Origin of the sequence: Thioalkalivibrio denitrificans, assembly GCF_002000365.1 — a bacterium.
In the GTDB taxonomy this organism is placed as follows: domain Bacteria; phylum Pseudomonadota; class Gammaproteobacteria; order Ectothiorhodospirales; family Ectothiorhodospiraceae; genus Thioalkalivibrio_A; species Thioalkalivibrio_A denitrificans.
This window is the reverse complement of sequence record NZ_MVBK01000051.1, coordinates 34,574-59,937: the sequence shown is the minus strand read 5'-3', so window position 1 is coordinate 59,937 and position 25,364 is coordinate 34,574. Positions and strand designations below refer to the sequence as shown.

Here is a 25,364-nt window from a genome sequence, read left to right as displayed (position 1 = left end):
CCGCGATAGGACTCCGGCGGAAACAGTCTCATGCTGAGGTTGACGACCATTTCAACGTATTCCACCTATGTTTCAGCCTGCTGTGCGGCAGCCGGTGTCCGACCAGTGAGATATGCGGGCTAGCCTGTCAGGGCATAGGCAGGAGTTTTCATGAGCACACGATTGCGTCTTCTCGTCACCGTGCTGGCCGCCCTGTTGAATCTTGCGGCAGGGGGATACGAACCCCGGGACGGGGACATCGTCTTCCAGGATTCCGGGGCGCCCGAGTCCCTGGCCATCCAGCTGGCAACGGACTCTCCCTACAGTCACGTGGGCATCGTATTCATGGTGGACGGTGAGCCGGTGGTCTGGGAAGCGGTGAACCCGGTTCGAGCCACCCCGTTCGATGCGTGGGTGGCGCGCGACCCGGACGGCCATTTCGTGGTCAAACGTCTGGAGAATGCCGACGAGACCCTGGACGAAGAAGGGGCCGCGGCCCTGCGCCGGGCCGTGAAGGCGTTTGCCGGGCGTCCCTACGATTTTCGCTTCAGCTGGTCCAGCGATGCGCTGTACTGCTCCGAGCTGGTGTGGAAGGCCTACGACAAGGGGCTCGGCATCCGGCTGAGCGATCCCCGGCCCATGGGGGACTATGATCTGGGTCACCCCGAGGTGCGCGCCCAGCTTCGTGAGCGCTTCGGCGTCGACGTGCCCCTGGAGGAGCAGGTGGTCTCGCCCGCCGCGCTGTTCCATTCGCCGCAGCTGCGCAAGGTGCACGCGCCTTGACCTGTCACCCCGTAGACGCCCGCCTCCTGTATGGCGCTCATGGAGCGTCTGCTATGTTTCATAAATAGCTTGACCGTCCGAGAACCGAGCAGGGGAGCCTGGGCAGATGCCTGATCATCGCGAGGAGCACGACCGGTCCACCGGCCCGGTGCCGGAGGCACTGGCACCGGAGGCACTGGCACCGGATGCACTGTTTCATGCCTGCGATACGGCGCTGCTGAAATTTGATTCCACCGACGAACTGGAGGACCTGGAGCGGGTGATCGGCCAGGAGCGGGCGCTGGAGGCGCTCAGCTTCGGTATCGGGATGCCCCACGAGGGATACAACCTCTATGTGCTGGGGTCCACGGGGCTGGGTAAGCGCACCCTGGTCAACCGCCTGCTGTCGGAAGAGTCGGCCCGGATGCCGGTGCCGAACGACTGGTGTTACATCAACGACTTCGACTCCCCGCACCGCCCCCGCGCCCTGCGTCTGCCGGCGGGGGTCGGCCAGGCGCTGCGCCGGGACATGCAGCAAGTCATGGAGGACATCATCGGCGCCTTGGCGGCGGCCCTGCAGAGCGAGGCCTATCGCAGCCAGGCCCAGGAAATCCACGATGAATTCAAGGAGCGCGAGGAACAGGCCTTCGCGGAACTGAGGGAAAAGGCCGAGCAGCAGCATGTGGCCATGCTGCGCACGCCGGGCGGTTACACCCTGGCGCCGGTCCACGACGGCGAGATCCTCGACGCGGATGAATTCGCCAAGCTGCCGGAAGATGACCAGAAGGCCATCGAGGCGGCAGTGGAAGCGCTCAAGCGCGACCTCAAGCAGCTCATTTCCCAGATCCCGCTCTGGCAGCGCGAGATGCGCGAACGCCACAAGGAGCTGAATCTGAGCGTCTCCAGCCTGACGGTGGATCAGCATCTGGGGGAGCTGCGCACCAAGTACGGGGAGCTGCCGGCGGTGCAGGCCTTCATCGACGCGCTGCGCAAGGACATCCTGGAAAACGCCGACCAGATCCGCAGCCTCGGGGAAGAAGAGGGCGCCGGACCGAACCCGGCCGGCCAGGCCGCACGCCAGCTCAATCGCTACAAGGTCAACGTGCTGGTGGATCATGCGCACACCGAGGGCGCGCCGGTGGTCTACGAGGACAACCCCACCTACCAGAACCTCGTGGGCCGCGTGGAGCACACGGTGCAGTTCGGCACCCTGGTGACCGATTTCAGCCTGATCAAGTCGGGGGCGCTGATCAGGGCCAACGGCGGTTACCTGATCCTGGATGCGGAGAAGGTGCTCTCGCACCCCTTTGCCTGGCAGGCGCTCAAGCGCGCGCTGCGCGCCCGGGAGGTGCGCATCGAGTCGCTGGAGGCCATGCTCAGTCTTGCCAGCACGACCACGCTGGAGCCGGAGCCCATCCCCCTGGATCTCAAGGTGGTGCTGGTGGGCGACCGGCTGCTCTACTACCTCCTCCAGGAATACGATCCCGAATTCTCCCGCCTGTTCAAGGTGGCCGCCGATTTCTCGGAGGACATCCGCCGTGACGGCGACACCACGGTGCTCTACGCCCGGCTCATTGCCATGCAGCAGCGTGCGGGCGGGTTGCGGCCGCTGAGCCGGGACGCGGTGGCCCGGATCATCGAGCAGGCCGCACGCACGGTCTCCGACGGTGAGCGTCTGTCACTGCACATGGGCGGGCTCGACGACCTGCTGAGGGAGGCCGACTACTGGGCAGGGCAGGCGCAGGCGTCCCGGGTGGAGGCCGTCCACGTGGAGCAGGCGGTGGCCGCCGGCATCCGGCGTGCGAGCCGGATCAGGGAGCGGGTGCACGAGGAGATTGTGCGTGGCATCCAGCTGGTGGACCTGGATGGCGAACAGGTGGGGCAGGTCAACGGCCTGTCTGTGATCTCCCTGGGCGAGTTCAGCTTTGGCAGGCCTTCGCGCATCACCGCCACGGCGCGCCTGGGAGAAGGCGAGGTGGTGGATATCGAGCGGGAAGTGGAGCTGGGCGGTGCGATCCATTCCAAGGGCGTGCTGATCCTGGGTTCCTACCTGGCCTGGCGTTTCAGCATGAACCAGCCCCTGTCGCTGGCTGCCAGCCTGACATTCGAGCAGTCCTACGGGCCGGTGGAGGGCGACAGCGCCTCGGTGGCGGAACTGTGCGCCCTGCTCTCGGTGCTGGCCGATGCCCCGATCCGCCAGTCCCTGGCTGTCACCGGTTCGGTGAACCAGCATGGCCAGGTTCAGGCCATCGGCGGCGTCAATGAAAAGATCGAGGGATTCTTTGACGTGTGCGCGGCGCACGGACTGACCGGGCGGCAGGGGGTGATCATACCGGCAAGCAACAAGCCGCACCTGATGTTGCGCCGCGACGTGGTGGAGGCGGTGCGCGAGGGGCGTTTCCACGTGTACGCGGTCAGCCACGTGGACCAGGCGGCCGGCCTGCTGACCGGCCTGAGCGCCGGCGAACCCGATGCCGCGGGCCAGTGGCCGCCGGATGGCCTCAACGGCCGCGTCCAGGAACGGCTCGCGGCGCTGGCGCGTCTGCGCCAGGCCTATTCGAGACCCAATGATGGCGACCACCGTACTCTCTGAACGGCGCCTGCGCCGTGTCCTGCTGGCGCTGGACGTGGTCGGGGCGCCCCCGGCCATGCTCTCCTTTGCCGTCACGCTGGCGGCGCATTTCGAGGCAGAACTGGAAGCCATGCTGCTTGCGCAGTCGCAATTGAGCCGGGCAGCCACGCTGCCGTTTGCCAGCGAGGTGAGCCTGCTCGCCGGGATGGAACGGCGTCTGAGCGGGGCGTTGATGGAACGGAGCCTGCGGGGTCTGACCGCGCGCATTCAGACCATGATGGCCGAGCTGGCCGGCCCGGCACGCATTCGCTGGACGCTGCAGACGGCCGCGAAGCGGGGATGGGAGGACCTGCTCGCCGAGTTGGATGCAGGCAGTCTTCTGGTGTCGGGGCACGATGGCCGGTATGCGGCGGCGCCCGGCGCGCGAGCAAGCAGCGGCGCATGCGTCGTCTACGACGACACGCCCGCAGGGCAGGACGCGCTGGCGATTGCCGAGGCGGTCGATACGGGTGCGCAGCGCATCGAGGTGACGTCTGCGGAGCCGCAACGGATGGCCCGCGTGGCCGCCCGGTTGCTGTCCCTCAGGCCCGGTACCCTGATCCTGCCGGCCGCAGTGCTCGCCCGCCATGCGCCGATCCTGCACCCGCTGCTGGCACGCCTGGGCTGCACGGTGGTGGTGGTGGGGTAACCTGTAGGAGCCCGGCCCTCCGGGCGAATCGTTGGGTCGTTCGCCCGGAGGGCCGGGCTCCTACAGGGTGACGTTGAGGCAGGAAGTGGGGGTTAAGAAGTAGGAAGTGGGAATTTGGAAGTGCGAAGTGGAAAAGGCCCTGTCCCCAGCACTCCGCGACGCGAGCGCCAGCCGGGCTGAGAGTGGTTTTATTCCCACTTCCCAATTCCCACTTCCTACTTCCCACCCTCCTTCCCCACCAGCGGCACGAACACCACCGGGAGGACGCTGCGTGTGTCCAGTTGACCGTCTTCGGTGCGGATGCCCAGCAGCAGGTCCTGGCCATACCAGCCGGTGTCCACCGGGATGACGATGCGTCCGCCCGGGCGCAGTTGTTCCACCAGCGCAGGCGGGATGTCCTCGGCCGCTGCGGTGACGATCACCGCGTCAAAGGGGGCCGCGTCCGGCCAGCCCCGGCGGCCGTTCCCACTGCGCACGCGAATGTTGTCGTAACCCAACTCCCGCAGGCGCGTCTCGGCCTGCGCGGCAAGCTCCGGCACCACCTCGATGCTGTAGACCTCGCCGGCCAGTTCGCCGAGCAACGCCGTCTGGTAGCCCGAACCGGTGCCGATCTCCAGCACACGGCTCTCCGGCGTCAGCTCCAGGAGCTGCGTCATGAGTGCCACCACGAAGGGCTGGGAGATGGTCTGACCGTAGCCGATGGACAGCGCCGTATTCTCCCAGGCCATGCCCATATCCCGATCCGGCACGAACCGGTCCCGGGGCACCTTGCGGATGGCCTCCAGAACCCGCTCGTCCGGCGCCTCAATGCCGGTACTTCCGGCCGTCTCGCGGAAGTCCCGCTTGAGGGTCTTGATCAGGGACTGGACGTATTGGCTGCGCTTGTCGTTCATGCTTTAAGGGCAGTGGCAAGTTTCAAGTCTCAAGTGGCAAGGAAAACCACCCTCACTCCAGCCCTCTCCCTGAGGGAGAGGGGGTGAAAACCCCCTCCCCCGCTTGCGGGGGAGGGATGGGGAGGGGGCCCTTGCCACTTGAGACTTGCCACTTGCCACTGCCTACCCACTGCCCTCGGGGATTCTCATCAGCAGGGTCTGGATCTGGTTGGAGTGCAGTCGCTCGCGGACCCTGTTGAGCTCGGAGGTGTCGCTGAACGGGCCGACGCGCACGCGGTGCCATGTGTCGGCGTTGACCTGCACCCGCTGGATGTCGGCCTCGATCCCCAGCAACGCCAGGTTGGCCTTCATGCGGTCGGCCTCCTGGAACTGGCGGAATGAACCGGCTTGCAGCATGTAGGTGCCGGGCTCCTCCACCTTCTTGGGTGCGGGTGCGGGCTCGCCGGGACGGGTGGGAACGGTCTCCGGCTCCGGCACCACCACTTCCAGTTCCGGCAGCATGGTGTAGAAGTCGAAGCGCGGACGGGGCGGCGCGGGGATCTCCTCGGGGGTCTGACGGCGTACCTCGCGGGTGTCGCGCGACGCGGGTGCCGGCGCGCTGATGGCACGTGCCTCCGACGGGGCTGTGTCGCGACCGTCCAGATACACCAGAAAGGCGGCGAACAGGCCGACTGCCAGGCCCGTGATGCCCCATGCCCAGCCGGGGAAGCCGGAGCCGCCCTTCTTTCTGCGCCGGGTGCCTGAATGCTTGTAGTCCCTGGTTGCCATTACATCTCCTGCGGCGCGGACACGCCCAGCTGGGCCAGGCCGTTGGCGATCACCTGGCGCACGGCCAGGATCAGGCTCAGGCGCGCGTCGCGCATTGCCGCGTCGTCCACCAGAAACTGGTGGGCGTTGTAGTAGGTGTGAAAGTCGTTGGCCAGTTCGCGCAGGTAGTTGGCCACCTGGTGCGGTTCCTCCACCAGCGCCGCCGCTTCGATCACCTCCGGGTAACGGGCCAGCGTGGCCAGCAGCGCCTGTTCGTGATCCTCGGTGAGGCGTGTGAGGTTCGCCTCGCCGTTGACGGGATCATGCGTGAACCCCTTGGCCTCCATCTGGCGCATCACGCTGCAGACCCGCGCATGGGCGTACTGGATGTAGTACACCGGGTTGTCGGCGGACTGGGACTTGGCCAGATCCAGATCGAAGTCCAGATGCTGTTCGCAGCGGCGCATGACGTAGAAGAAGCGCGCCGCGTCCCGGCCCACCTCGTGGCGCAGTTCGCGCAGGGTCACGAAGGAGCCGGAGCGCGTCGACATCTGCACCCGTTCGCCGCCCCGGTAAAGGATGGCGAACTGCACCAGCAGCACGTCCAGGCGCGATGCGTCTTCACCCAGCGCCTGGAGTGCCGCCTTCACCCGGGGCACGTAGCCGTGATGGTCGGCGCCCCAGACGTCCACCACGCGCTCGTAGCCGCGCTCCAGCTTGTCCATGTGGTATGCGATGTCGGAGGCGAAATACGTGGTCTGGCCGTTGTCGCGCTGGACCACGCGGTCCTTCTCGTCACCGAAGTCGGTGGAGCGGAACCACAGGGCGCCGTCCTTCTCGTACAGATGACCGGCCTCGCGCAGGCGCTCGAGGGCCAGGTTCACCGAGCCCTTCTCCGTGAGCGAGCGCTCCGAGTACCAGGTGTCGTAGGTCACGCCGAAGTCGGCGAGATCGGCGCGAATGTCGTCCAGGATGACGTTGAGCCCCAGCTCGAAAACGAAGCGATAGTGATTGTCGCCGAGCAGTTCCTGTGCGCGGGCGATCATGGCGTCGATGTATGCCTCCTTGTCTCCACCGTCGGCTTCGTCCGGCGGCAGGCCGCGCAGGATCTCGTCGGCCTCGCGCTTGTAGTTGTCGCCATGTTCACGGTGCAGGGTGGCGGCGATGTCGTAGACGTAGTCGCCGCGGTAGGCGTTGGCGGGAAACGGCAGCTCCACGCCCGCCAGCTCCAGGTAACGCAGCCAGACGCTGGTGGCCAGGATATCCATCTGCCGGCCGGCGTCGTTGACGTAGTACTCACGATGCACGTCGAAGCCCACGGCTTCCAGCAGGTCGGCCACTGCGGCCCCGTAGGCGGCACCGCGCCCGTGACCCACGTGCAGGGGGCCGGTGGGATTGGCGGACACGAATTCCACCTGCACCTTGCGCCCCTTGCCCAGGTCGCTGCGGCCGTAACGCGCGCCCCGTTTGCGGATGGTGGCAATCACGGACAGCCGCGCCTGCTCGCTCAGGAACAGGTTGATGAACCCGGGGCCGGCGATTTCGGTACGCTCTACGAGGCCGGATTCGGGCAGTCGCGCGACGATGGCCTCGGCCACGTTCCGGGGCTTGGTGCGTGCCGGTTTGGCCAGTTGCAGGGCGACGTTGGTGGCAAAGTCGCCGTGTGACTTGTCCTTCGTGCGGGTGACCTGCACGTCCACCGGCGTGTCCGCGGGCAGCGTGCCGTCCTGGATGAGGGAGCCGATGGCCTGTGCAATGAGCGCCTGGAGCTGGTCTTTCAAGGTGGGGGAGTCCGGGGATCGGGTGAGAAAGATTGGTGTGCAATTCTAACGCTCTTGAAGTGAGAAGTGGGAATTGGGAGGTGGGAAGGGGGCAACACCACCACGCGACTGCTTCCCCCTTCCCAATTCCGGGTTCCCACTCCAGTCAGGGCACCCTCAAGGTTCGACCGCGTCGGCCGACTTTTAATATACCCACAAACTATCAATGGGTTAGACTTGAGCTGAATCAAGCGGCCCACCGGATACTTTGGCCACTATCTACGAAGGCACTCAAGGATGGTTTGCGCCGAACATAAAAACAGAATGCCGGGGGAGTCGCCATTTTGCCCAGCCCGATCCGCAGCTTTTTCAGCAACAACCTGATCAATGTCGCCGTCGCCATTGCAGGGGTGATGGTGTTCGGCTTGGGCGTGGCGCTGGTTCTACAGACCCTGTCGTCCTACGCGGCGACCTCCCAGGCGCGCCAGGCAAATGAGATCGTGGATGAACTGCTCCGGGCGGCGGCTTTCCAGGCGCGGGAACGGGGGCTGACCTCGGTGGCCCTGGGAGCCCGGCCCGCGCCCGGGACCGTGGAGGAACTGGGTCGGCTTCGGGCGGAGGGCGACGCCAGTCTGGATGCTGCCCTGAACCTTGCGGGGGACCCGTCTTTCGCCGGTTCGGGCCTTGATGCCCATGTCGCCCGGGTGCAAACGGCCCGGGAGGCCCTGCGCGAGGCACGGCAGCGCATTGACCCGGCCCTGGTGAACGGTGCCCCCGGCATCACGGGTTCCCAATGGCTGGCCGTCACCACCGAACTGATTGCGGCGGGTGCCGCGCTCCGCGACGAGGTCCTCATGTCGATGGACCTGCCTGCGGGCGTGGCGCGCATGAATCTGTCGGTCAAGCGCTCCGTATGGGTGATCAGCGAGAATGCGGGCCAGATCCGCGGCATGGTGGCCTTCTATGCGGGCGCCGGAGAGCCGATCACCAGGGACTATCTGGATCAGATCCACTTCAGTCGCACCATGGTCGGCAGGACCCTGGACGAACTGTTGAGGCTGCCCGATCTGCCCGAATTCCCTGAGCAACTGGTGAGCGCCATGGATACCGTGGAGGTGGCTATCAGGGGCGACTTCACGCGGGCACTGGATGCCATGCTGGCCCAGGCGGACAGCGGTTTCTATCCGCTGGATGCCCTGGCGTGGTACGAGGTGGCGACCGCCGCCATCGATACGGTGATCGACCTCTCCGAGGCCGCCTCCCGGGTCACGGTCGCGCATCTGGACCAGCTCGCGCGCCGCAATGCCACCGCGCTGGGCGCCTTCCTGGTGTTTGCCGCGGTGGCCGGGGTGTTGGCGGTGCTCAGTCTCGCGCGCGTGAGGAAGAATGCCAACGCGCTGTTCCTGCAAAAGGAGCTGGCCGAGACCACGCTGCATTCCATCGGTGATGCCGTGATCACTACGGATCGGGAGGGCCGGGTCGAATACCTGAATCCCGTCGCCGAACAGCTGACCGGCTGGACCACCGCCGAGGCGAAGGGGCGGCCCAGCAGGGAGGTGCTGCGCCTGGACAACCCCCTGCATCCCTCGGTCATGGACCCGGTGGGCACCTGCCTGCGCGACGGCCAGGTGGTCGGGCTGACCAGCGGCCACTCGCTCATGCGCCGCAACGGGCCGCCGATCCGGATTGAGGATTCGGCCGCGCCGATACGGGGGCAGGACGGGGCGATCGTCGGCTGTGTGGTGGTGTTCTACGCCACCGACAATTCCCGCCAGGCCGACCATCTGCTCTCCTACCACGCCACCCGGGATGCCCTCACCGGACTGATCAATCGCCGCGAGTTCGATCGTCGCCTTCAGGACGCCCTGGACAACGCGCGAATGTACGGCAGGCAGCACGTGCTCGCCTATATCGATCTGGACCAGTTCAAGGTCCTGAACGACACCTGCGGCCATTCCGCGGGAGACCGGATGCTGCGCCAGATCACCTTCCTGTTGCGCAAGCGCGTAAGGGAAACGGACACGCTGGCGCGCCTGGGCGGCGATGAGTTCGCCCTGCTGCTGAACAGCTGCTCCGTTGAACGGGCGATTGACGTGCTGGATGAGCTGCGCAAGGGGCTGCGGGGGTTCAGGTTCACCTGGGAGGGCAAGACGTTCGAAGTCACAATGAGCATGGGCGTCGTGCCCATCACCGCACTCAGCAGCAGCACGGCGGAACTGTTGAGCGAAGCGGACTCCGCCTGTTACGCCGCCAAGGCCAAGGGCCGCAACCGCATTCAGGTGTATCACCCGGACGACCAGGAGTTGAGCCGACGCCAGGGCGAGATGAACTGGGTCACGGAGATCACCGACGCCCTGCGCGAGAACCGCATGGAGCTTTACTGTCAGCGGCTGATGGCGTTGCGCCCCGGCCAGTGCGACGGCGCGGAGGTGCTGGTCAGGCTGCGTGAACGCGATGGGACACTGACGCCTCCCATGGCCTTCATACCCGCCGCGGAACGCTACAATCTGATGACCGACATCGACCGCTGGGTGATTCGCCACACCTGTGCCGCACTGGCGTCGTCCGGAGAGCGGTACGCGGAGACCGTCTTCAACATCAACCTCTCCGGGCTGTCGCTGTCGGACGACGATCTGGCGGGCTTCATCTGCGAACAGGCGGAGGCATTCGGCATCCCGCCACACCGGCTGCGTTTCGAGATCACGGAGACGTCGGCGGTGGCCAACATTGACACGGCGCTCGAACTCATCGGCGCCCTGAACGAGAAGGGCTTCACGTTCGCCCTGGACGACTTCGGCAGCGGCCTGTCCTCGCTGGCTTACCTGAAGACCCTGCCGGTTCAGCATCTCAAGGTGGACGGCGCCTTCGTGCGCAACATGATCGCCGATGCGGTGGATCGGACCATGGTGCAGTCCGTGGTGCACATCGCGGGTGTGCTCGGGATCACCGTCAGTGCCGAGTTCGTCGAGGATGTCGATACCCTGGAAGCCCTGCGGGAGATGGGCTTCGACTATGCCCAGGGGTACGGCATCGGCTATCCGGTGCCGCTGCGGGACTATCTGGCGGGGGACGTGTCGGGCGAGCGGCCGGTGCCGACACCGCAGTCCTGACAGGCGCGATTCTCGGGTTCGGGCCCGTCAGAGTTCGATCGCGTCCACGTCAACGGCCCAGCGCACCTTTCTCGCCCCCGGCAGGTGCGCCAACTCCGGCACCCAGGCGCGCAATGCGCGGTGCAGGGCGGGGCGCGAGGCGCTCTGCAGCATGAGCTGTGCCCGGTAGCGCCCGGCGCGCCGCTCCATCAGGGACGGCGCCGGCCCCCAGATGTCCACGGAATCCGGGCGCAGGGCCTGCAGGGCTGCGCGGGCAGCCTGGAGGAAGTCGTGGGGCGCGGCAGCGGCGGTGGCCTCGGCGCGCAGCAGGGCAATGTGCGCAAACGGCGGCAGGCCGGCGGCCCGGCGTTCGGCCAGCGCGGCCTCCGCGAATGCCTCGTATCCCCCTTCCACCAGGGTGCGCAGCAGGGGATGGTCGGGGTGATGCGTCTGGATCAAGACCTCGCCGGGGCGGTCGGCGCGTCCGGCGCGCCCCGCCACCTGGATCATGAGTTGCGCCATGCGCTCCGCGGCGCGGAAGTCTGCGCTGAACAGACCCTGGTCCGCGTCCAGGATGCCCACCAGGGAGACCTCCGGGAAGTGGTGACCCTTGGCGAGCATCTGGGTGCCCACCAGGATGCGATGCCTGCCGCTGCGCACGTCATCCAGCACGGATTCGAGGCTGCCCTTCCTGCGCGTGCTGTCCCGGTCCAGCCGGCCGATCGAGACCCCCGGAAAGTGCCGCGCCAGGGCCTGCGCCACCCGCTCGGTGCCTTCCCCGAGTCCGCCCAGCCCGCCGCCGCAGGAAGGGCACCGGGCCGGACGCGGTTTTTCGTGGCCGCAGTGATGACAGCGGATGCGCCCGTCGCCGTGGTGCCAGGTCATGCGCGCGTCGCAGCGCGGGCATTCGGCCACCCAGCCGCACACATGGCAGATCAGCGTCGGGGCATAGCCGCGCCGGTTGAGAAACAGCAGGCACTGTGCGCCGCCCGCCAGGTGCTGTTCCATGCGTTGCAGGAGGCCGGTGGACAGGCCCTCGTCCAGGGTCTGGCGGCGCAGGTCCAGCAGTTCGGCCCGTGGTGCGCTGGCACCGCCGGCGCGCGTGGTGAGCCGCGACCGGCCGTACTGCCCACGCGCCACATTGGCGAGGCTCTCCAGGGATGGCGTGGCGGAGCCCAGCAGGATCGGAATCTCCTCCATGCGCGCGCGCATCACCGCCACGTCCCGGGCGTGGTAGCGAAACCCCTCGTGTTGCTTGTATGAGGTGTCGTGCTCCTCGTCCACGATGATCAGCCCCGGCCGGACCCAGGGCACGTACACCGCAGAGCGGGTGCCGATGGCCACGCCCGCATGGCCATCGCGGACCGAGAGCCAGGCGTCGAGGCGCTCACGGTCGGTCAGCCCGGAATGCAGCACGGCCACGGGGGTGTCCAGACGCCGCCGGAATCGGCGCACCAGTTGCGGCGTCAGCGCGATCTCGGGGACCAGCACCAGCACCTGTTGGCCGGCGTCGAGCGCCAGACAGATCAGCTGCAGGTAGACCTCGGTCTTGCCGCTGCCCGTCACACCCTGCAGCAGGTGGCAGGAGAAGGACCCGAACAGCGCGCGCACCGCCTCGACGGCGGCGGTCTGGTCCAGGTTCAGTTCGGGACCGGTCTCGACGGCGGCCGTGCCGGCAGGTGCCCTCTCCCTTTCGCATGCCTCGACCCAACCCTTGTCACGCAGGGCCCGCAAGGGGCCGTGCCAGCCGCCCGGAGGAACAGACTCCAGCTCTGAGGGCGTGAGTCCCTCGGGGCAATCCTTCAGGGCGTCCAGGAGCGCAGCCTGACGCGGCGCCCGGGACAACGTGGCGGGATCCTGTTCGCGACCGGTCCCGGTCAGTCGATAGCACAGGGTTCGGCCCGGGCGTGCGGGCTTACCCTGTCGGAGCAGCACAGGCAATGCCTGTTGCACCACCTCACCGACCGGATGCTGATAATAATCGGCGCTCCAGCACAGCAGACGGAGCAGGGAGGGGTTCAGCAAAGGGGTGTCGTCCAGCACCTCGCGTACCGGGCGAAGGCGCTCCCGCGCCAGCGTGCTGGTCCCGGCGACGTCGATCACCACGCCCACCACGTCCCGCCGGCCCAGGCCGACCCTCACCCGTTGGCCAGGCCCGGGAGACGGCGAGTTCCGGGGCGGCAGATAGTCGAGCGGTTCCATGAACGGACCCGGTACCGCCACGCGGCAGATCCCGGAGGGGGCGGGCTTCGATGTTAGAGGGCGTTCTTCAAGTGATTTCACAGATTGCACTCTAACCCTCTAAATCACGTGATCTAAATGTGCTTTTCCACAAAACCTGTGGATAACTGTGTGGAAAGCGTGTCATAAACTTGCCATGAGGCGCACGACGACTGGCCGATCATTAACTTGAACAAAAAATGACCACCCCGTAAACGCGTTTAAAAGCAGATGGTTACGGGGATGAAATGATTTGGTCAGGGTGTCCGACCCCGGTCACGAACCGGGTTGCCCCGCCCTGTGAACAACTGTGTATAACACGGTTCCGGAATACCCGGGTGCCCCGTGCGTCGTTCTCATAAATGCACGTGCAAGCGTGATTTTATAGCCATTTCCGGTTCGGGTCTGTTGTGCAGGGTCGGGCCGATCCTGTACAAGAATTGTAAGCAGGCCGGAGTTTCGTATCGCCGGTCCGGGTCCACGGTGGGGAGGATTGACCGCATTGGCTTCTGGCGCCCCTGTTTCCCGTCCGATGGCGTTTCCGGATCTGGAAGGTATCCGGGGGCTGCCGCTGTTTCACGGTGTGGAGTCCGACGGTCTGGCATCCCTGCTGGCCGGGGCCTCCATCCTGGATGTCGAGGCAGGCGACACGCTGCTGGCTCCGGGGAAGTCCAACGACTGCCTGTATGTGGTCCTGAAGGGGCACCTGGCGCTCCATGGCGCCGACGAAGAAGGGCCGTCGCGAACCCTGGGGCCCGGTGATCTGGCCGGCGCGGCCTCCCTGATCGCCAACGCGCCGGTCTTTTCGCGCGTGGTGGCCGAGCGCACTACGCAGGTTCTGGAGATACCGCGCAACACCCTGTGGCGCATGGCCTACCAGGAACCGGTGTTCACCTGCAATCTCCTCCAGTACCTGGCGCGCCGGCTGGCCGGCGCGAACAGCGCCATGAGCACCGCCAGGGCGTTGCAGGAGCGTTACCGGCAGCATGCACAGACAGATCCGCTGACGGCCCTCTATAACCGGCGCTGGATGGACGAGCGCCTGACGTTCGAGATTGCCCGCAGCGAATTGCGCGGCAAGCCACTCTGCCTAATGATGATCGACATCGATCACTTCAAATCCTACAACGACACCCACGGGCACTTGGCCGGAGACCTGGTGCTGCAGACTGTGGCCGGCACCATCCAGAAGGCCCTGCGGGAGAACGATCTCGCGGTGCGTTATGGCGGGGAGGAGATGGTGGTGATCCTGCCGGGTGCGGACGAGACCGAGACCGAGGGCGTTGCCGAGCGCCTGCACCAGGCGCTGGCCGAGGTGGATTATCCGGCCATGGACGACGGTCCGCTGCCGCGGGTTACCGTGTCCATCGGTATTGCTATCCGCGAGTCGGGAGACGACACCGCGAACCTGATCCGCCGCGCCGACAGCGCCCTTTACCGGGCCAAGGCCGCGGGGCGCAACTGTACTTCGATGTGAGGGTTTGGTGTGAGGCGTCAGGCGTCAGGCGTCAGGCGATAGGCGTGATGACTGCCCACGCCTTACTCCTCACGCCTTACCCCTAACACCTCACACCTAACGCGCCAACCCCTAGCCGATCTCCTTGATGGCGGTGATCAGCTCGCCTGCCACCTTCTGGCCGTCGCCGTAGAGCATGCGGGTGTTGTCGGCGAAGAACAGGTGGTTCTCCACGCCGGAGAAGCCCGCGCCCTGGCCGCGTTTGATGACGATGACGTTCTTGGCCTGGTCGGCGTTGAGGATCGGCATGCCGTAGATGGGGCTGTCCGGGTTGGTGCGGGCCACCGGGTTCACCACGTCGTTGGCGCCGATGACCACGGCCACGTCGGCCGTCTTGAACTCGTTGTTGATCTCGTCCAGGTCGTAGATGATGTCGTAGGGCACGCCGGCCTCGGCCAGCAGCACGTTCATGTGGCCCGGCATGCGGCCCGCCACCGGATGGATGGCGAACTTCACCGTCACGCCGCGCTCCTGCAACAGCTGGGTCAGTTCCCAGATCTTGTGCTGGGCCTGGGCCACGGCCATGCCGTAGCCGGGCACGATGATGACCTTGTCGGCAAAGGCCATCATGACGCCCGCATCGGTGGCCTCGATGGACTTCATGGTGCCGGTGATCTCTTCGGCCTCACCGCCGCCGCCGGTGCCGAACTGGCTGAACAGCACGTTGCTGATGGGGCGATTCATGGCCTTGGCCATGAGCTGGGTGAGCAGCGTGCCGGCGGCACCCACCACGATGCCGGCGATCATCAGCGCCGGGTTGTCCAGGACCAGCCCCTTGAAGCCCACGGCCAGACCGGTGAGTGCGTTATAGAGCGAGATCACCACGGGCATGTCCGCGCCGCCGATGGGCAGGGTCATGAGCACGCCGAAGGCGAGCGCCAGCACGAAGAAGACCAGCAGCACGCTGCCGCTCACCTCGGTCCCGCTGAAGGCCAGGATCAGGCCGCTGATGACGGTGATCGCAAACACGGCCAGGTTGACCCACTGCTGGCCGGCGAAGTGCAGGGTCTTCTTCATGATGCCCTGCAGCTTGGCGTAGGCGATCAGCGAGCCGGAGAAGGCCACCGAGCCGATCAGCACACCCAGCACCGCGATGAACTGGATGGTGAACGACATCTCGTAGATATGGGCCTGGAGCAGGGCGATCAGACCGATGCCCGCTGCGGCGCCGCCGCCCATCCCGTTGTACAGAGCGATCATCTGCGGCATGTCCGTCATGGGCACGCGCTTGCCGCTCCACCAGGCGATGGCGCCGCCGATGCCGATGCCGAGAATGATCAGCAGGTAGTTGACCAGCCCGTGCACCTCGGGGTGCACGAAGGTGACCACCGTGGCGATGACCATGCCGACGCCGGCCCACACGATGCCGCGCCGCGCATTGACCGGCGAGGCCATCTGCTTGAGGCCGATGATGAAGAGTACGGCCGCGGCGAAGTAGGCAGAGTTGATGAAGTAGTTGAGGAACTGTTCCATCACTTGCCTCCCTTGCTGCTCTTGAACATCTCGAGCATGCGTTCGGTCACCACGTAACCGCCCACCGCGTTACCCGCGCCGAGAATCACGGCCACGAAGCCGATCAGCTGCTCCAGCGGCGTGGTTGCGTGTCCGAGTGCCACCATGGTGCCCACCAGCACGATGCCGTGGACGAAGTTGGAGCCGGACATCAGCGGCGTGTGCAGGATCACCGGCACCTTCGAGATCACCTCGTATCCGGTGAAGGCGGCCAGCATAAAGATGTAGAGCGCAACGAAACCCTCGATGCCGATCATGACTGACCTCCTTCCACCAGGCTGCGGGTCGCTTCGTGTTTGATCTCGCCGTCGTGCGTCAGGCAGCTCTTGGCGATGATCTCGTCCTCCCAGTCCGGCTTGAACTCGCCCTCGGCGATGTGCGGCGAGAGGAAGTTGAGCAGGTTCTTGGCGTACATCTCGCTCGCGTGCAGGGCCACCTGGGAGGGAATGTTGAGCGGGCCGTGGATGATCACGCCCTTGTGTTCGATGGTCTCGCCGGGTTTCGTGAGCTCACAGTTGCCGCCGCCCTCGGCGGCCAGGTCCACGATCACCGCCCCCGGCTTCATGCCCTCCACCATGGACTCGGGAATCAGCTTCGGCGACGGGCGGCCCGGGATGGCGGCCGTCGTGATCAGCACGTCGGCCTTGCTGATGAAGCCGGCAAGCGCCTCCTGCTGTTGCTGTTTTTCCTCGTCGGTCAGCTCGCGGGCATAACCACCTTCACCTTCGGCCTTGACGCCCAGGTCCAGGAACTTGGCGCCCAGGGACTCCACCTGCTCCTTGGTGGCGGAGCGCACGTCGTAGGCCTCCACCATGGCGCCCAGACGGCGGGCGGTGGCGATGGCCTGCAGGCCGGCCACGCCGGCGCCGATCACGATCACCTTGGAGGGGCGGATGGTGCCCGCGGCGGTGGTCAGCATTGGAAAGAAGCGGCAGGACAGGTCCGCGCCCATGATGGCTGCCTTGTAGCCGCCGATGGCCGCCTGGGAGGACAGCGCGTCCATGCTCTGGGCGCGGGAGATGCGGGGGATCAGTTCCATGGCGAAGCTGGTGATCTTCTTCGCCTGCATGGCCTTGACCACATCCGTGCTCTTGTGGGCGTGGAAAAAGCCCACCAGCGTGGCGCCGTCCTTCATGCGCTCGACGTCTTCGACACCTGGGGGCGCGACCCGCACCACGATGTCGGCTTCGCCGATGAGGGCACCGGCGTCGTCCACCATGCGGACGTCACCGTAGGCATCGTCGGGGAAATGCGCCGAGCCGCCGGCGTCTTTCTGGACAAGGACTTCGAGGCCCAGCTTGGTCAGCTTGGTGACAACGCTGGGATCCAGTGCGACCCGGCGCTCGCCGGGGGCTGTTTCTTTGGGCACGGCCAGTTTCATGGACATGGTTTACTCCGTCAGCCGGCATATCACCGGGGGCGTCTCAAGGGCCCTACGCCGGACGCTTGGCGGGAACAGGAATCTCGGAAAGCCATTCTTCTTGGTGGCGGAAGCCTGGCGCGGTCCGCTCAAAAAAGGCCGTTATGGTATCGGATTCCTGTACATGTTTGAAGCCAAAACCCTTGCACGGGGTGGGGTCAGGCGTCCGCCTGTGCCCCGAAAGACGGGCTTTGCGAAAGAACGGCTTGATAATTGCTTTAAAACCGGCTTCCGGATAAAGTCGATCCGGGACCGCGAGGTCCCGTGAGGATCAAACCGTGTTTGAGTTCAACCAACAGGTGCTTCGCACAGACGCGGCCGGCATGCCGCTGGAGTGGGTCGACTACCAGCAGGCGGTGCGGCTCTATCACGCCGGGCAGGTTGCCTACACCTGCGGCGTCCTGCTGTACCGTGTCCGGGGTGGCATCAATGCCCGGTCCGGCCTTCGCAGTGTGGTGGAGGTCAACTCCATCATCGCCACCTTCGGCAGCAATCGCGCCATCCATGCCGGGTACGTGCCCCCGCTCAACAATCACGCCCTGTTCAAGCGTGACGCCCACCTGTGCATGTACTGCGGGCAGCATCATCCGGGCCAGGAGCTTTCCCGGGATCACGTCACGCCCCTCAGCCAAGGGGGTGCCGATCACTGGCGCAACGTCGTGACGGCCTGCAAGCGCTGCAACAACCACAAGGCCGGTCGTACCCCGGAACAGGCCGGCCTGCAGTTGCTGGCCGTGCCCTTCGTGCCCACCCACGCCGAGTATATCTACCTCCAGGGCCGGCGCATCCTCGCCGACCAGATGGAGTTCCTGCAGTCCCACTTCCCCCGCTCCAGCCCGCTTCGCACCCGCGCACTGCAGTAGGGCCGTTGAAGTCAGAAGTGTGAATCTAGAGGTGGGAAGTCCCCCACCCCAACCCTCCCCCGCGAGGCGGGGGAGGGAGTATTAAGAGGCGATTGCGCCGTTCTCCCTCTCCCTCAGGACAAATCCGCCGGGAGCGGATTTGAACAGCCGACAGGCTGGCCCGAAGGGTGGAGGGCAGGACGCCCGGAATTTGAGGGCCGGGGTGAGGGTGGTTTCATTCCCACTTCCCAATTCACACTTCGCACTTCATATCTCACTTCCCAATTCCCACTTCCCTCTCCAATTCTGTATCCTGCGCGTTTACCCCAAGACGTCGGATCACGACCCATGCGCTATGACGGCGAATCCGATTATCGCCACGGCAGTCCCGAGTGCCTGGGAGTGCTGGTGGTCAATCTGGGCACCCCGGAGGCGCCCACCGCGGGTGCGCTGCGGCGCTACCTCAAGCAGTTTCTCTGGGACCCGCGCGTGGTCGAGATTCCCCGGCCCCTCTGGTGGCTGATACTCAACGGCATTGTCCTGAACCTGCGGCCGAAGCGCAGCGCGCGCCTGTACGAGAAGGTGTGGACGGACGACGGTTCACCGCTGCTGGCCATCAGCCGGCGGCAGGCGGCCGGTCTCGCCGAGCGCCTGGGCAAACGACTTGCGGGCCCCGTGCGGGTGGAACTGGCCATGCGCTACGGGGAGCCTTCCATTGAATCCGGCCTGAAGCGTATGCGCACCGCTGGGGCGCGGCGCATCCTGGTCCTGCCGCTCTATCCCCAGTATTCCGGCAGTACCGCGGGTTCGGCCTTTGACGCGGTCTCCCGCGTCCTGCAGGGGTGGCGCTGGGTGCCACACCTGCGTTTTCTCGGCGACTATCACGCCGACCCGGGTTACCTGGATGCGCTTGCGCGCAGCGTGAATACCTATTGGGAGACCCACGGCCGGGGAGACAGGCTGCTCATGTCCTTCCACGGCGTGCCGAAACGCTATCTGCTCGCGGGTGATCCTTACCACTGCCAGTGTCAGGCCACGGGGCGGCTGCTCGCGGAACGCCTCGGGCTGGCCGACGGGGAATGGATGGTCACTTTCCAGTCGCGATTCGGCAAGGCGGAGTGGCTCAAGCCCTACACGGATGAAACCGTATCGACACTGGCCAGGGACGGTCTCAAGCGCCTGGATGTGGTCTGCCCCGGTTTTTCCGCGGACTGTCTCGAGACGCTGGAGGAGATCGCCGGCGAGAATCGCGAGATCTTCGAGGAGGCGGGCGGCCAGGAGTTTCACTACATTCCGGCGCTCAACGACAATCCGGATCACCTGGACGCGCTGGCCGACCTCGCCATGCGCCACCTCCAGGGATGGCCCGAGGCGCAGCCGGACTACGACGCCGGCGCCCGCGAGGCCGAGGCGCAGGCAAGCCGCAACCGGGCGCTGGCGATGGGGGCCAGGGACTGATTCAGCCACAGAGGTCACAGAGGTAAAAAAGATCGTCAAGAGCGAGGGCCAAGGGGCTCCGGATCTGGCGCACCCCAGTGGATGAAGCTGCTTTCAGGGACGAAGTTTATTGCTCTGTGACCTCTGTGGCTCAAGAACATCGGTACCGACACATTTCGACATGCACATCGGCGCACTGATCATCGGGGACGAGATTCTTTCCGGAAAGCGTCTGGACAGGCACCAGACGTTCCTGATGGGGACCCTTGCGCGCCGGGGGCTGCAGCTGGACTGGGTGCGCCTGGTGGGCGATGACGAGGACCTGCTGGTGCGCAGTTTTCGCGAGACGCTGTCGGGCGGTGACCTGGTGTTCTGTTTCGGCGGCATCGGCGCCACGCCGGATGACCTGACCCGGCCCTGCTTCGCCAGGGCAGCGGGCGTGGAGCTGGCACACCATCCGGAGGCGGTGGCCTTGATCGAGAAGCGCTTCGGCGAATCCGCCTACCCCAATCGCATCCGCATGGCGGAACTGCCGTTGGGATGCGCGCTGATTCCGAATCCGGTGAACCAGGTGCCCGGCTTCAGTCTCAGGGATCACCACTGCGTGCCGGGTTTTCCGAACATGGCCTGGCCCATGGTGGAATGGGTGCTGGATACGCACTACGCGCATCTGGCGTCTTACGTGGTGCGGGTGGAGCATCTGCTGGTGTTGCACGATGCCGCGGAGAGCGAACTCGTTCCGCTGATGGAAGTCATGGTGGAACGTTTCCCGGATGTGCGCCTGTCCAGCCTGCCCAGTTCCCGCATTCCGCGCCAGATCGAGCTGGGCATTCGTGGCGTGGAAGCCCGGGTCGCCGCGGCCACGCAATGGCTGGAGCGGGAACTGTCCATGCGCCACGTGCGCTGGGAACATCGCGAGGTATCCGGCGACGACGTTCCGGGCTCGGCATAGCCCGGACATCGTGCCCTGAAAGCAACGGAGGTTCTGCACAGCCATGTCCGAAGAAAACGGCCGCCACTCACGCACTGCCGAACGCCTGGTATGGGCCGGTTTCATGGTGTTTCTCGTGGTGGTGATGTTCATCTACATGCTGCGCGGCGCGGGACTCGAGCAGGATCTGGCCGCGGCCAACGAGGAGAACCTGCGCCTGCAGATGCATCTGGCCCGCTATACCGACCGCGAGGTCCAGGTGCCGGCGCAGGTGGGCCTGACCAATGCCGATGTGCGTCGTCTGCACCGGCTCGGCCTGAGCAACCCGGCGCAACGCCTGGCGGAGGACCTGGCCGGCCAGCCGGAACTCATTCCCCATGAGCCCGTGCTGGGCGGGCAGATGTACTTCGTCCCCGAGGCCATTCACGTACTCAACGACCGCTGGGTGCTCGCCGTGTTCGAGGATGGCCACATCCGCGGCCAGGCCCTGTTCGAATACGAGGTCGCCTACGGCAACATCACCTGGCAGCTTGTCGATTCGTATCTGGATTGAGGGGCAAGACATGTTTAACCACGAAGCACACGAAGGGCACGAAGAAAAGATCTTGGGCTGTGGAGATTCGGGTTCCGGTTGATGTTGCCGATCCGCCTTTCCGATTGGTGGCCTTGTTGACAATAAATGCAGGGACTCTCGCGAAGCCGCGAAGCCCGCCAAGAAAACACAAGAATTTTGAACTTGTCTTTTCTTAGCGGGCTTCGCGGCTTTGCGAGAGACATATCTCTTGCGCCAACGAAGGCACCGAACGGCGGTGCGGGCCCGCGATGTCAGATAAGTCCCGTATCCCGACAGCCCATCATCTTTTCTTCGTGCCCTTCGTGTGCTTCGTGGTTAAACAGGTCCTTGAACTTCGAAGGCACCGGAGTGCAAGGCCGCAGGCAAACGTGAACCGATTCGGGTGATTTTTGCCTAAACTGAAAGGATGCGACGACATACCGTCATAGTGATCGTGGCCGTCCTGGTGGCCCTTGTGCTTCTGCTGTGGCCCTGGATGACCGAACACGAGGACCCGCCCGAGCCGGCGCCGGATGTCGACGAGGTGCCCCTGGATGACTACCCGCGGGGGTCGGCCATCGACTGGCAGGAATGGGGTGCCGAGGCGCGTGAGGCGGCGGCGCGCGACGGAAAGGGCCTGTTTGTCTACTTTCACGGACAGTGGTGCACCTGGTGTCGCGAGTACCAGGACGAGACGCTGGAGCACCCGGACACCGTGGTCGCCATCGAACGGGATTTCGTTCCCGTGCTCATCAACCTGGACAAGCGCCGCGACCTGTTCACGCGCCTCGGTGGGCGGGGTCTGCCCTTTACCGTTCTGATGGATTCCGAGGCTGAGCCCCTCGGGCGCTTCACGGGGCATGTCGGTCCGGGCGATCTGCAGGGGCTCCTGCGGCAGGTGGCCACCCTGACCACCGCGGGCGCCGTTCCGGAAGGGCTCGAGAGTCTGCTCGATTCCGATCCGGACTCGTTTCTCGCATTTCTCGATGAGACCTACGAGGCGCACACCGGGCGCCTGAGCGGCGCCTCGGTGGTCGGCACGCTGAGCAAGCGGCCCCAGCCCATGACGTACCGGATGCTGCTCCATGAGCCCGAGTGGGCGGAGCGCATTCCCGGAATGGTCGATGTGCTGCGCGAGGATCTATACGATCCGGTCGACGGCGGATTCTTCTTCTTCTACGACCCCGACAACCCCAATCCGGTCACGGCCGTGGAGACCTCGAAGGTGCTGGGGCTCAACGCCATGCTGGTGTGGCTGCTGTCCGATGCCCATGAGGTGCTCGGGCGCGACGTGGATGCCGCTGCCGTACGCAGTGCGTTGTCCTATCTTCGCGATCGATTGTGGGATTCCGAGCTCAATGCGTTCTGGAACAGCCAGTACTCGGATCCGGATTACTACGCCCTGCCACCCGAAGAGCGCGAAGGACTGAGCCCGCCCGCCGTGGAGCGGGTGCAGTACGCGGACGTGAGCGGCCAGGCCATCGTGGCGCTGGTGCGTGCGGCCCGTGCTCTGGACGAGCCGGAGTACCTGGCGTGGGCGGCCGAGGCGCTGGAAGGTCTCGATGAACGCCTGGCACGTGCCGACGGCGGCTATTATCACTTCCGTCCGCACGATGGCGAACCCCAACTGGCGGGGTATCTCCCTGCGCAGGTGTGGCCGGCCGCAGCCTGGTGGAGTTTCTACGAGGCCACGGGCGACGAGCAGGCGCGAGCGCGTGGGCTCGAACTGCTCGAGCGCATCGCCGAGCATCATGTGGAGGAAGTGAACGGCTTTGCCGAGCGGCTCGATCCCGAACTGGAGCCCTGGACCGAATCCCGCACCCACGCCGCCCTCGCCTGGATGCTCACCGGTCCTGCGCGGGTCGGGCAGGTTCCGCAGGAGGCCCTGTCGGACGAGCGCCGCGCACGCTGGATGGATATGGCCCTGGACCAGCTTGAGCTGGTCAGCGGCGGCGATCCCGACGACATGGCGCTTGGGGTACTGGCCCATCGCAGATGGGCCGGCAACTAACCTCAAGTGGCAAGTGGCAAGGAAAATCGTGTAGCAACCTACCAGCTACTGATCGTGGTGGATGAGGCCCTGCGGCTTCGGGTGGGGCGGCTCGGGACTTTCGAGCTTTCCGCCGGTTACTACACGTACACGGGCAGCGCGCGCCGGGGGATGGCGGCGCGTCTGAAGCGGCACCTGTCGCGGGACAAGCGCCTGCGCTGGCACATCGACTATCTGCTCGCGCATCCCCGGGTGACGGTCGTTGATGTCGCGCTGTTCGACGAGGCCGAGTGTGTCGTGAACCGGCGCGTGCCGGGCGAAGTGATCGTTCCCGGCTTCGGCGCAAGCGACTGTAGGGCAGGGTGCGGGGCACACCTTCTTAAAGTGGGAAGTGTGAATTGGGAAGGGGGGTATGAAGTGAGAAGTGGGAATTGGGAAGGGGGAAGTGAAGTGAGAAGTGGGAATTGGGAAGGGGGAAGGCCCCCTCCCCAACCCTCCCCCGCGATGCGGGGGAGGGAGCACAAAAGGCGGTTACGCCGTTCTCCCTCTCCCTCAGGGAGAGGGCCGGGGTGAGGGTGGTGTTATTCTCACTTCCCAATTCACACTTCTAACTTCAAAGGAGTGTCCCATGCGCAAACCCGAACCCGGCACTTTCGAGCTCGGCCTCGTCATGGCGGGCGCCGTTTCCGCAGGTGCGTATACCGCTGGTGTCCTGGATTTTCTGTTCGAGGCCCTGCAGGACTGGGAGGACGCGAAGGCAAAGACGCCCGGGGAGGTGCCCGACCATCGCATACAGATTCGTGCGGTGGCGGGGGCGTCGGCGGGCGGCATCGCCTCGGCGCTGACGGCCATGGTGCCGTTCACTCGCCATCATCCGGTGCGCGATCTGCACAAGGCCACCACGGCCGCGAAACCGGCCAACGCATCACGCAATCTCTTCTACCGGTGTTGGGTGCGCGACGTGGATCTCACGACGATGCTGGACACTGGGGATATCAGGGAGCGCCATGTGCCCTCGCTGCTTAACGGCGACCCGGTTGCGCGCATCGCCGACGAGGCCATCGCCACGGTGCGCCACAGCCCGCCGCTTGGCGGCATGCCCTGGTTCGCCAATCCGCTGCAGCTCTTTCTCAAGGTTACCAACCTGCGCGGCGTGCCTTACCTGATCAACATGGTCACCGACGACGGCATTCGCGGCCACCGCGTCATCAGTCACGCGGATCATGCGCACTTCGCGGTGTTCGGCACCACGGGCGGAGAGGGCGAGGGGCTGCCGCCGGGCGCCACGGCGGTGAATTTCGAAGGCACCCTGGGCACGCCCGACGACGGCTGGGAGGGCGTGCGCGACGCCGCGCTGGCCACCTCGGCGTTTCCGGTGGGTCTGCCGGCGCGGGCCCTGAAGAACGACCTGCGCTGTTACGAGGCCCGGCCGTGGGCACGACCGGCGGGCGTGTCGCTGGATGAGGAGCCGCCGAGCATCCGCCCGGACTGCCCGCCGCACCTGATGCGACCCTACGAGTTCTGGAGTGTGGACGGCGGGCTGATCAACAACGAGCCTCTGGAGGCCGCACGGGTGGCCCTGTCGGGTGCGCCGGATGTGCACAACGAGCGCCACCCGGAGAAAGCCGATCGGGCCGTACTCATGATCGATCCCTTCCCGGACGACATCGGTCCCAGTGTGCCGGAGCACGGTGAAATGCCCGACATCCTGGGCTCTGCCTTCGCGTTGCTGCCGACGCTCAAGAATCAGGCCCGGTTCAAGCCCGAGGAAGTGATGCTGGCCATGCACGAGGACATCTACAGCCGGTTTCTCATCGCGCCGCGCCGGGGCGACCGCAAGGGAATGGAGACCCATATCGCCTCGGGTGGACTGGGCGGGTTTGCCGGCTTCGTGGATGCGCAACTGCGCATGCATGACTTCCAGCTGGGCCGGCGCAACGCCCAGAAGTTCCTGCGCGACCACCTGGTCATCCACCGCAACAATCCCATCGTGCGGGACTGGGTGGTGCGCATGGAGGCCGACGGTCGGCTGGAGGACTACCAGCCGCGACGGCGCGGACCGGGCGGCACGGAGAAGGTGGACCGGGACTTCGTGCAACTCGTTCCGCTGGTGGGCAATGCCCGCCGGGCGGTGCCCGAACGCCCCTGGCCGCAACTCAAGTGGAATGACGTGAAAGCGCGCCTTCAGGACGGCATGGACGCGCGCGCCGAGGTCCTGGCGAGGGCGATGGTGCATCGGGGTCTGGACTTCCTCGGGCTCAAGGACAGACGCCTGCTCAGCCGCCTCATCGACGCCATCGTCACCCGGCAGATCCGCAATGCGAGCCGCAACAAGGCTCTGAGCGCCATCCAGGAGGACCTGCGCACACGGGGCCTGTTGCGCTGACGATCCGGGGAATCGTGTTCAACCACGAAGCAGACGTAAGGCTTCTTTGACAAGACACGACATTCTT

The 25,364-nt window shown here is 65.7% G+C and carries 19 protein-coding genes; 12 read left to right on the top strand and 7 right to left on the bottom strand.

Annotation, left to right across the window (positions count from 1 at the left end; all coding sequences use genetic code 11):
- Positions 1–150 precede the first annotated feature (150 nt).
- The 3 genes from B1C78_RS09440 to B1C78_RS09430 all read left to right on the top strand — a co-directional run bounded on the left by B1C78_RS09440 (position 151) and on the right by B1C78_RS09430 (position 4,001).
- Positions 151–762 (top strand): YiiX family permuted papain-like enzyme, encoded by a 612-nt coding sequence (locus tag B1C78_RS09440; RefSeq protein ID WP_077278912.1) that lies wholly within the window; start codon positions 151–153, stop codon positions 760–762.
- A gap of 106 nt (positions 763–868) precedes the next feature.
- Entirely contained in the window at positions 869–3,334 is a 2,466-nt protein-coding gene (locus B1C78_RS09435) for a Lon protease family protein (protein ID WP_077278911.1), read from the top strand.
- Positions 3,309–4,001, top strand: coding sequence for a hypothetical protein (locus B1C78_RS09430; RefSeq protein WP_077278910.1), 693 nt, complete (start codon positions 3,309–3,311; stop codon positions 3,999–4,001). The genes B1C78_RS09435 and B1C78_RS09430 overlap by 26 nt, the downstream gene beginning before the upstream one ends.
- A gap of 215 nt (positions 4,002–4,216) precedes the next feature.
- Here B1C78_RS09430 and B1C78_RS09425 read toward each other — a convergent pair whose 3' ends face one another.
- The 3 genes from B1C78_RS09425 to argS form a co-directional block, all read right to left on the bottom strand.
- Positions 4,217–4,894, bottom strand: coding sequence for a protein-L-isoaspartate(D-aspartate) O-methyltransferase (locus B1C78_RS09425; RefSeq protein ID WP_077278909.1), 678 nt, complete (start codon positions 4,892–4,894; stop codon positions 4,217–4,219).
- 162 nt (positions 4,895–5,056) lie between these two features.
- A complete protein-coding gene (locus B1C78_RS09420) occupies positions 5,057–5,662 on the bottom strand; it encodes an SPOR domain-containing protein (RefSeq protein WP_077278908.1) in 606 nt (201 codons plus the stop codon).
- Positions 5,662–7,422, bottom strand: coding sequence for an arginine--tRNA ligase (argS, locus tag B1C78_RS09415; RefSeq protein WP_077278907.1), 1,761 nt, complete (start codon positions 7,420–7,422; stop codon positions 5,662–5,664). The genes B1C78_RS09420 and argS overlap by 1 nt, the downstream gene beginning before the upstream one ends.
- Positions 7,423–7,745: 323 nt before the next feature.
- Here argS and B1C78_RS09410 point away from each other — a divergent pair, with 323 nt between their 5' ends.
- Positions 7,746–10,511 (top strand): EAL domain-containing protein, encoded by a 2,766-nt coding sequence (locus tag B1C78_RS09410; protein ID WP_077278906.1) that lies wholly within the window; start codon positions 7,746–7,748, stop codon positions 10,509–10,511.
- A gap of 27 nt (positions 10,512–10,538) precedes the next feature.
- Here the strand turns inward: B1C78_RS09410 and B1C78_RS09405 are convergent, their stop codons facing one another.
- Complete coding sequence (locus B1C78_RS09405) at positions 10,539–12,773, bottom strand: primosomal protein N' (RefSeq protein ID WP_483887639.1); 2,235 nt, start codon at positions 12,771–12,773, stop codon at positions 10,539–10,541.
- Positions 12,774–13,242: 469 nt separating this feature from the next.
- Between B1C78_RS09405 and B1C78_RS09400 the strand changes: the two genes are divergently transcribed.
- Positions 13,243–14,187 (top strand): GGDEF domain-containing protein, encoded by a 945-nt coding sequence (locus B1C78_RS09400; protein WP_077278905.1) that lies wholly within the window; start codon positions 13,243–13,245, stop codon positions 14,185–14,187.
- A gap of 111 nt (positions 14,188–14,298) precedes the next feature.
- On the opposite strand, the gene B1C78_RS09395 is transcribed toward B1C78_RS09400, so the two are convergent.
- The 3 genes from B1C78_RS09395 to B1C78_RS09385 are packed head-to-tail and all read right to left on the bottom strand — an operon-like array spanning position 14,299 to position 17,125.
- Positions 14,299–15,699, bottom strand: coding sequence for an NAD(P)(+) transhydrogenase (Re/Si-specific) subunit beta (locus tag B1C78_RS09395; RefSeq protein WP_077278904.1), 1,401 nt, complete (start codon positions 15,697–15,699; stop codon positions 14,299–14,301).
- Positions 15,699–15,992, bottom strand: coding sequence for an NAD(P) transhydrogenase subunit alpha part 2 (locus tag B1C78_RS09390; RefSeq protein WP_425443970.1), 294 nt, complete (start codon positions 15,990–15,992; stop codon positions 15,699–15,701). The genes B1C78_RS09395 and B1C78_RS09390 overlap by 1 nt, the downstream gene beginning before the upstream one ends.
- Positions 15,992–17,125, bottom strand: coding sequence for a Re/Si-specific NAD(P)(+) transhydrogenase subunit alpha (locus B1C78_RS09385; RefSeq protein WP_077278902.1), 1,134 nt, complete (start codon positions 17,123–17,125; stop codon positions 15,992–15,994). Before B1C78_RS09385 ends, B1C78_RS09390 begins: the two co-directional genes overlap by 1 nt.
- Positions 17,126–17,481: 356 nt before the next feature.
- Between B1C78_RS09385 and B1C78_RS09380 the strand changes: the two genes are divergently transcribed.
- The 7 genes from B1C78_RS09380 (at position 17,482) to B1C78_RS09350 (ending at position 25,297) form a co-directional block, all read left to right on the top strand.
- The gene (locus B1C78_RS09380) at positions 17,482–18,021 is read left to right on the top strand and encodes an HNH endonuclease (protein ID WP_077278915.1); all 540 of its coding nucleotides are present in this window, start codon (positions 17,482–17,484) and stop codon (positions 18,019–18,021) included.
- 327 nt (positions 18,022–18,348) lie between these two features.
- Positions 18,349–19,458: a ferrochelatase gene (gene hemH, locus B1C78_RS09375; protein WP_077278901.1), complete on the top strand. Its 1,110-nt coding sequence runs from the start codon at positions 18,349–18,351 to the stop codon at positions 19,456–19,458.
- A 160-nt stretch (positions 19,459–19,618) separates the two neighbouring features.
- Positions 19,619–20,389 (top strand): competence/damage-inducible protein A, encoded by a 771-nt coding sequence (locus B1C78_RS09370; protein WP_077278900.1) that lies wholly within the window; start codon positions 19,619–19,621, stop codon positions 20,387–20,389.
- A 43-nt stretch (positions 20,390–20,432) separates the two neighbouring features.
- A complete protein-coding gene (locus B1C78_RS09365) occupies positions 20,433–20,921 on the top strand; it encodes a hypothetical protein (protein WP_077278899.1) in 489 nt (162 codons plus the stop codon).
- A gap of 427 nt (positions 20,922–21,348) precedes the next feature.
- Positions 21,349–22,932, top strand: a complete 1,584-nt coding sequence (locus B1C78_RS09360) for a thioredoxin family protein (protein WP_077278898.1) — start codon at positions 21,349–21,351, stop codon at positions 22,930–22,932.
- 6 nt (positions 22,933–22,938) lie between these two features.
- Entirely contained in the window at positions 22,939–23,484 is a 546-nt protein-coding gene (locus tag B1C78_RS17860) for a DUF123 domain-containing protein (RefSeq protein ID WP_077278897.1), read from the top strand.
- Between the two features lie 55 nt (positions 23,485–23,539).
- On the top strand, positions 23,540–25,297 hold the full coding sequence (locus B1C78_RS09350; protein WP_077278896.1) for a patatin-like phospholipase family protein: 1,758 nt from the start codon (positions 23,540–23,542) through the stop codon (positions 25,295–25,297).
- Positions 25,298–25,364 lie beyond the last annotated feature (67 nt).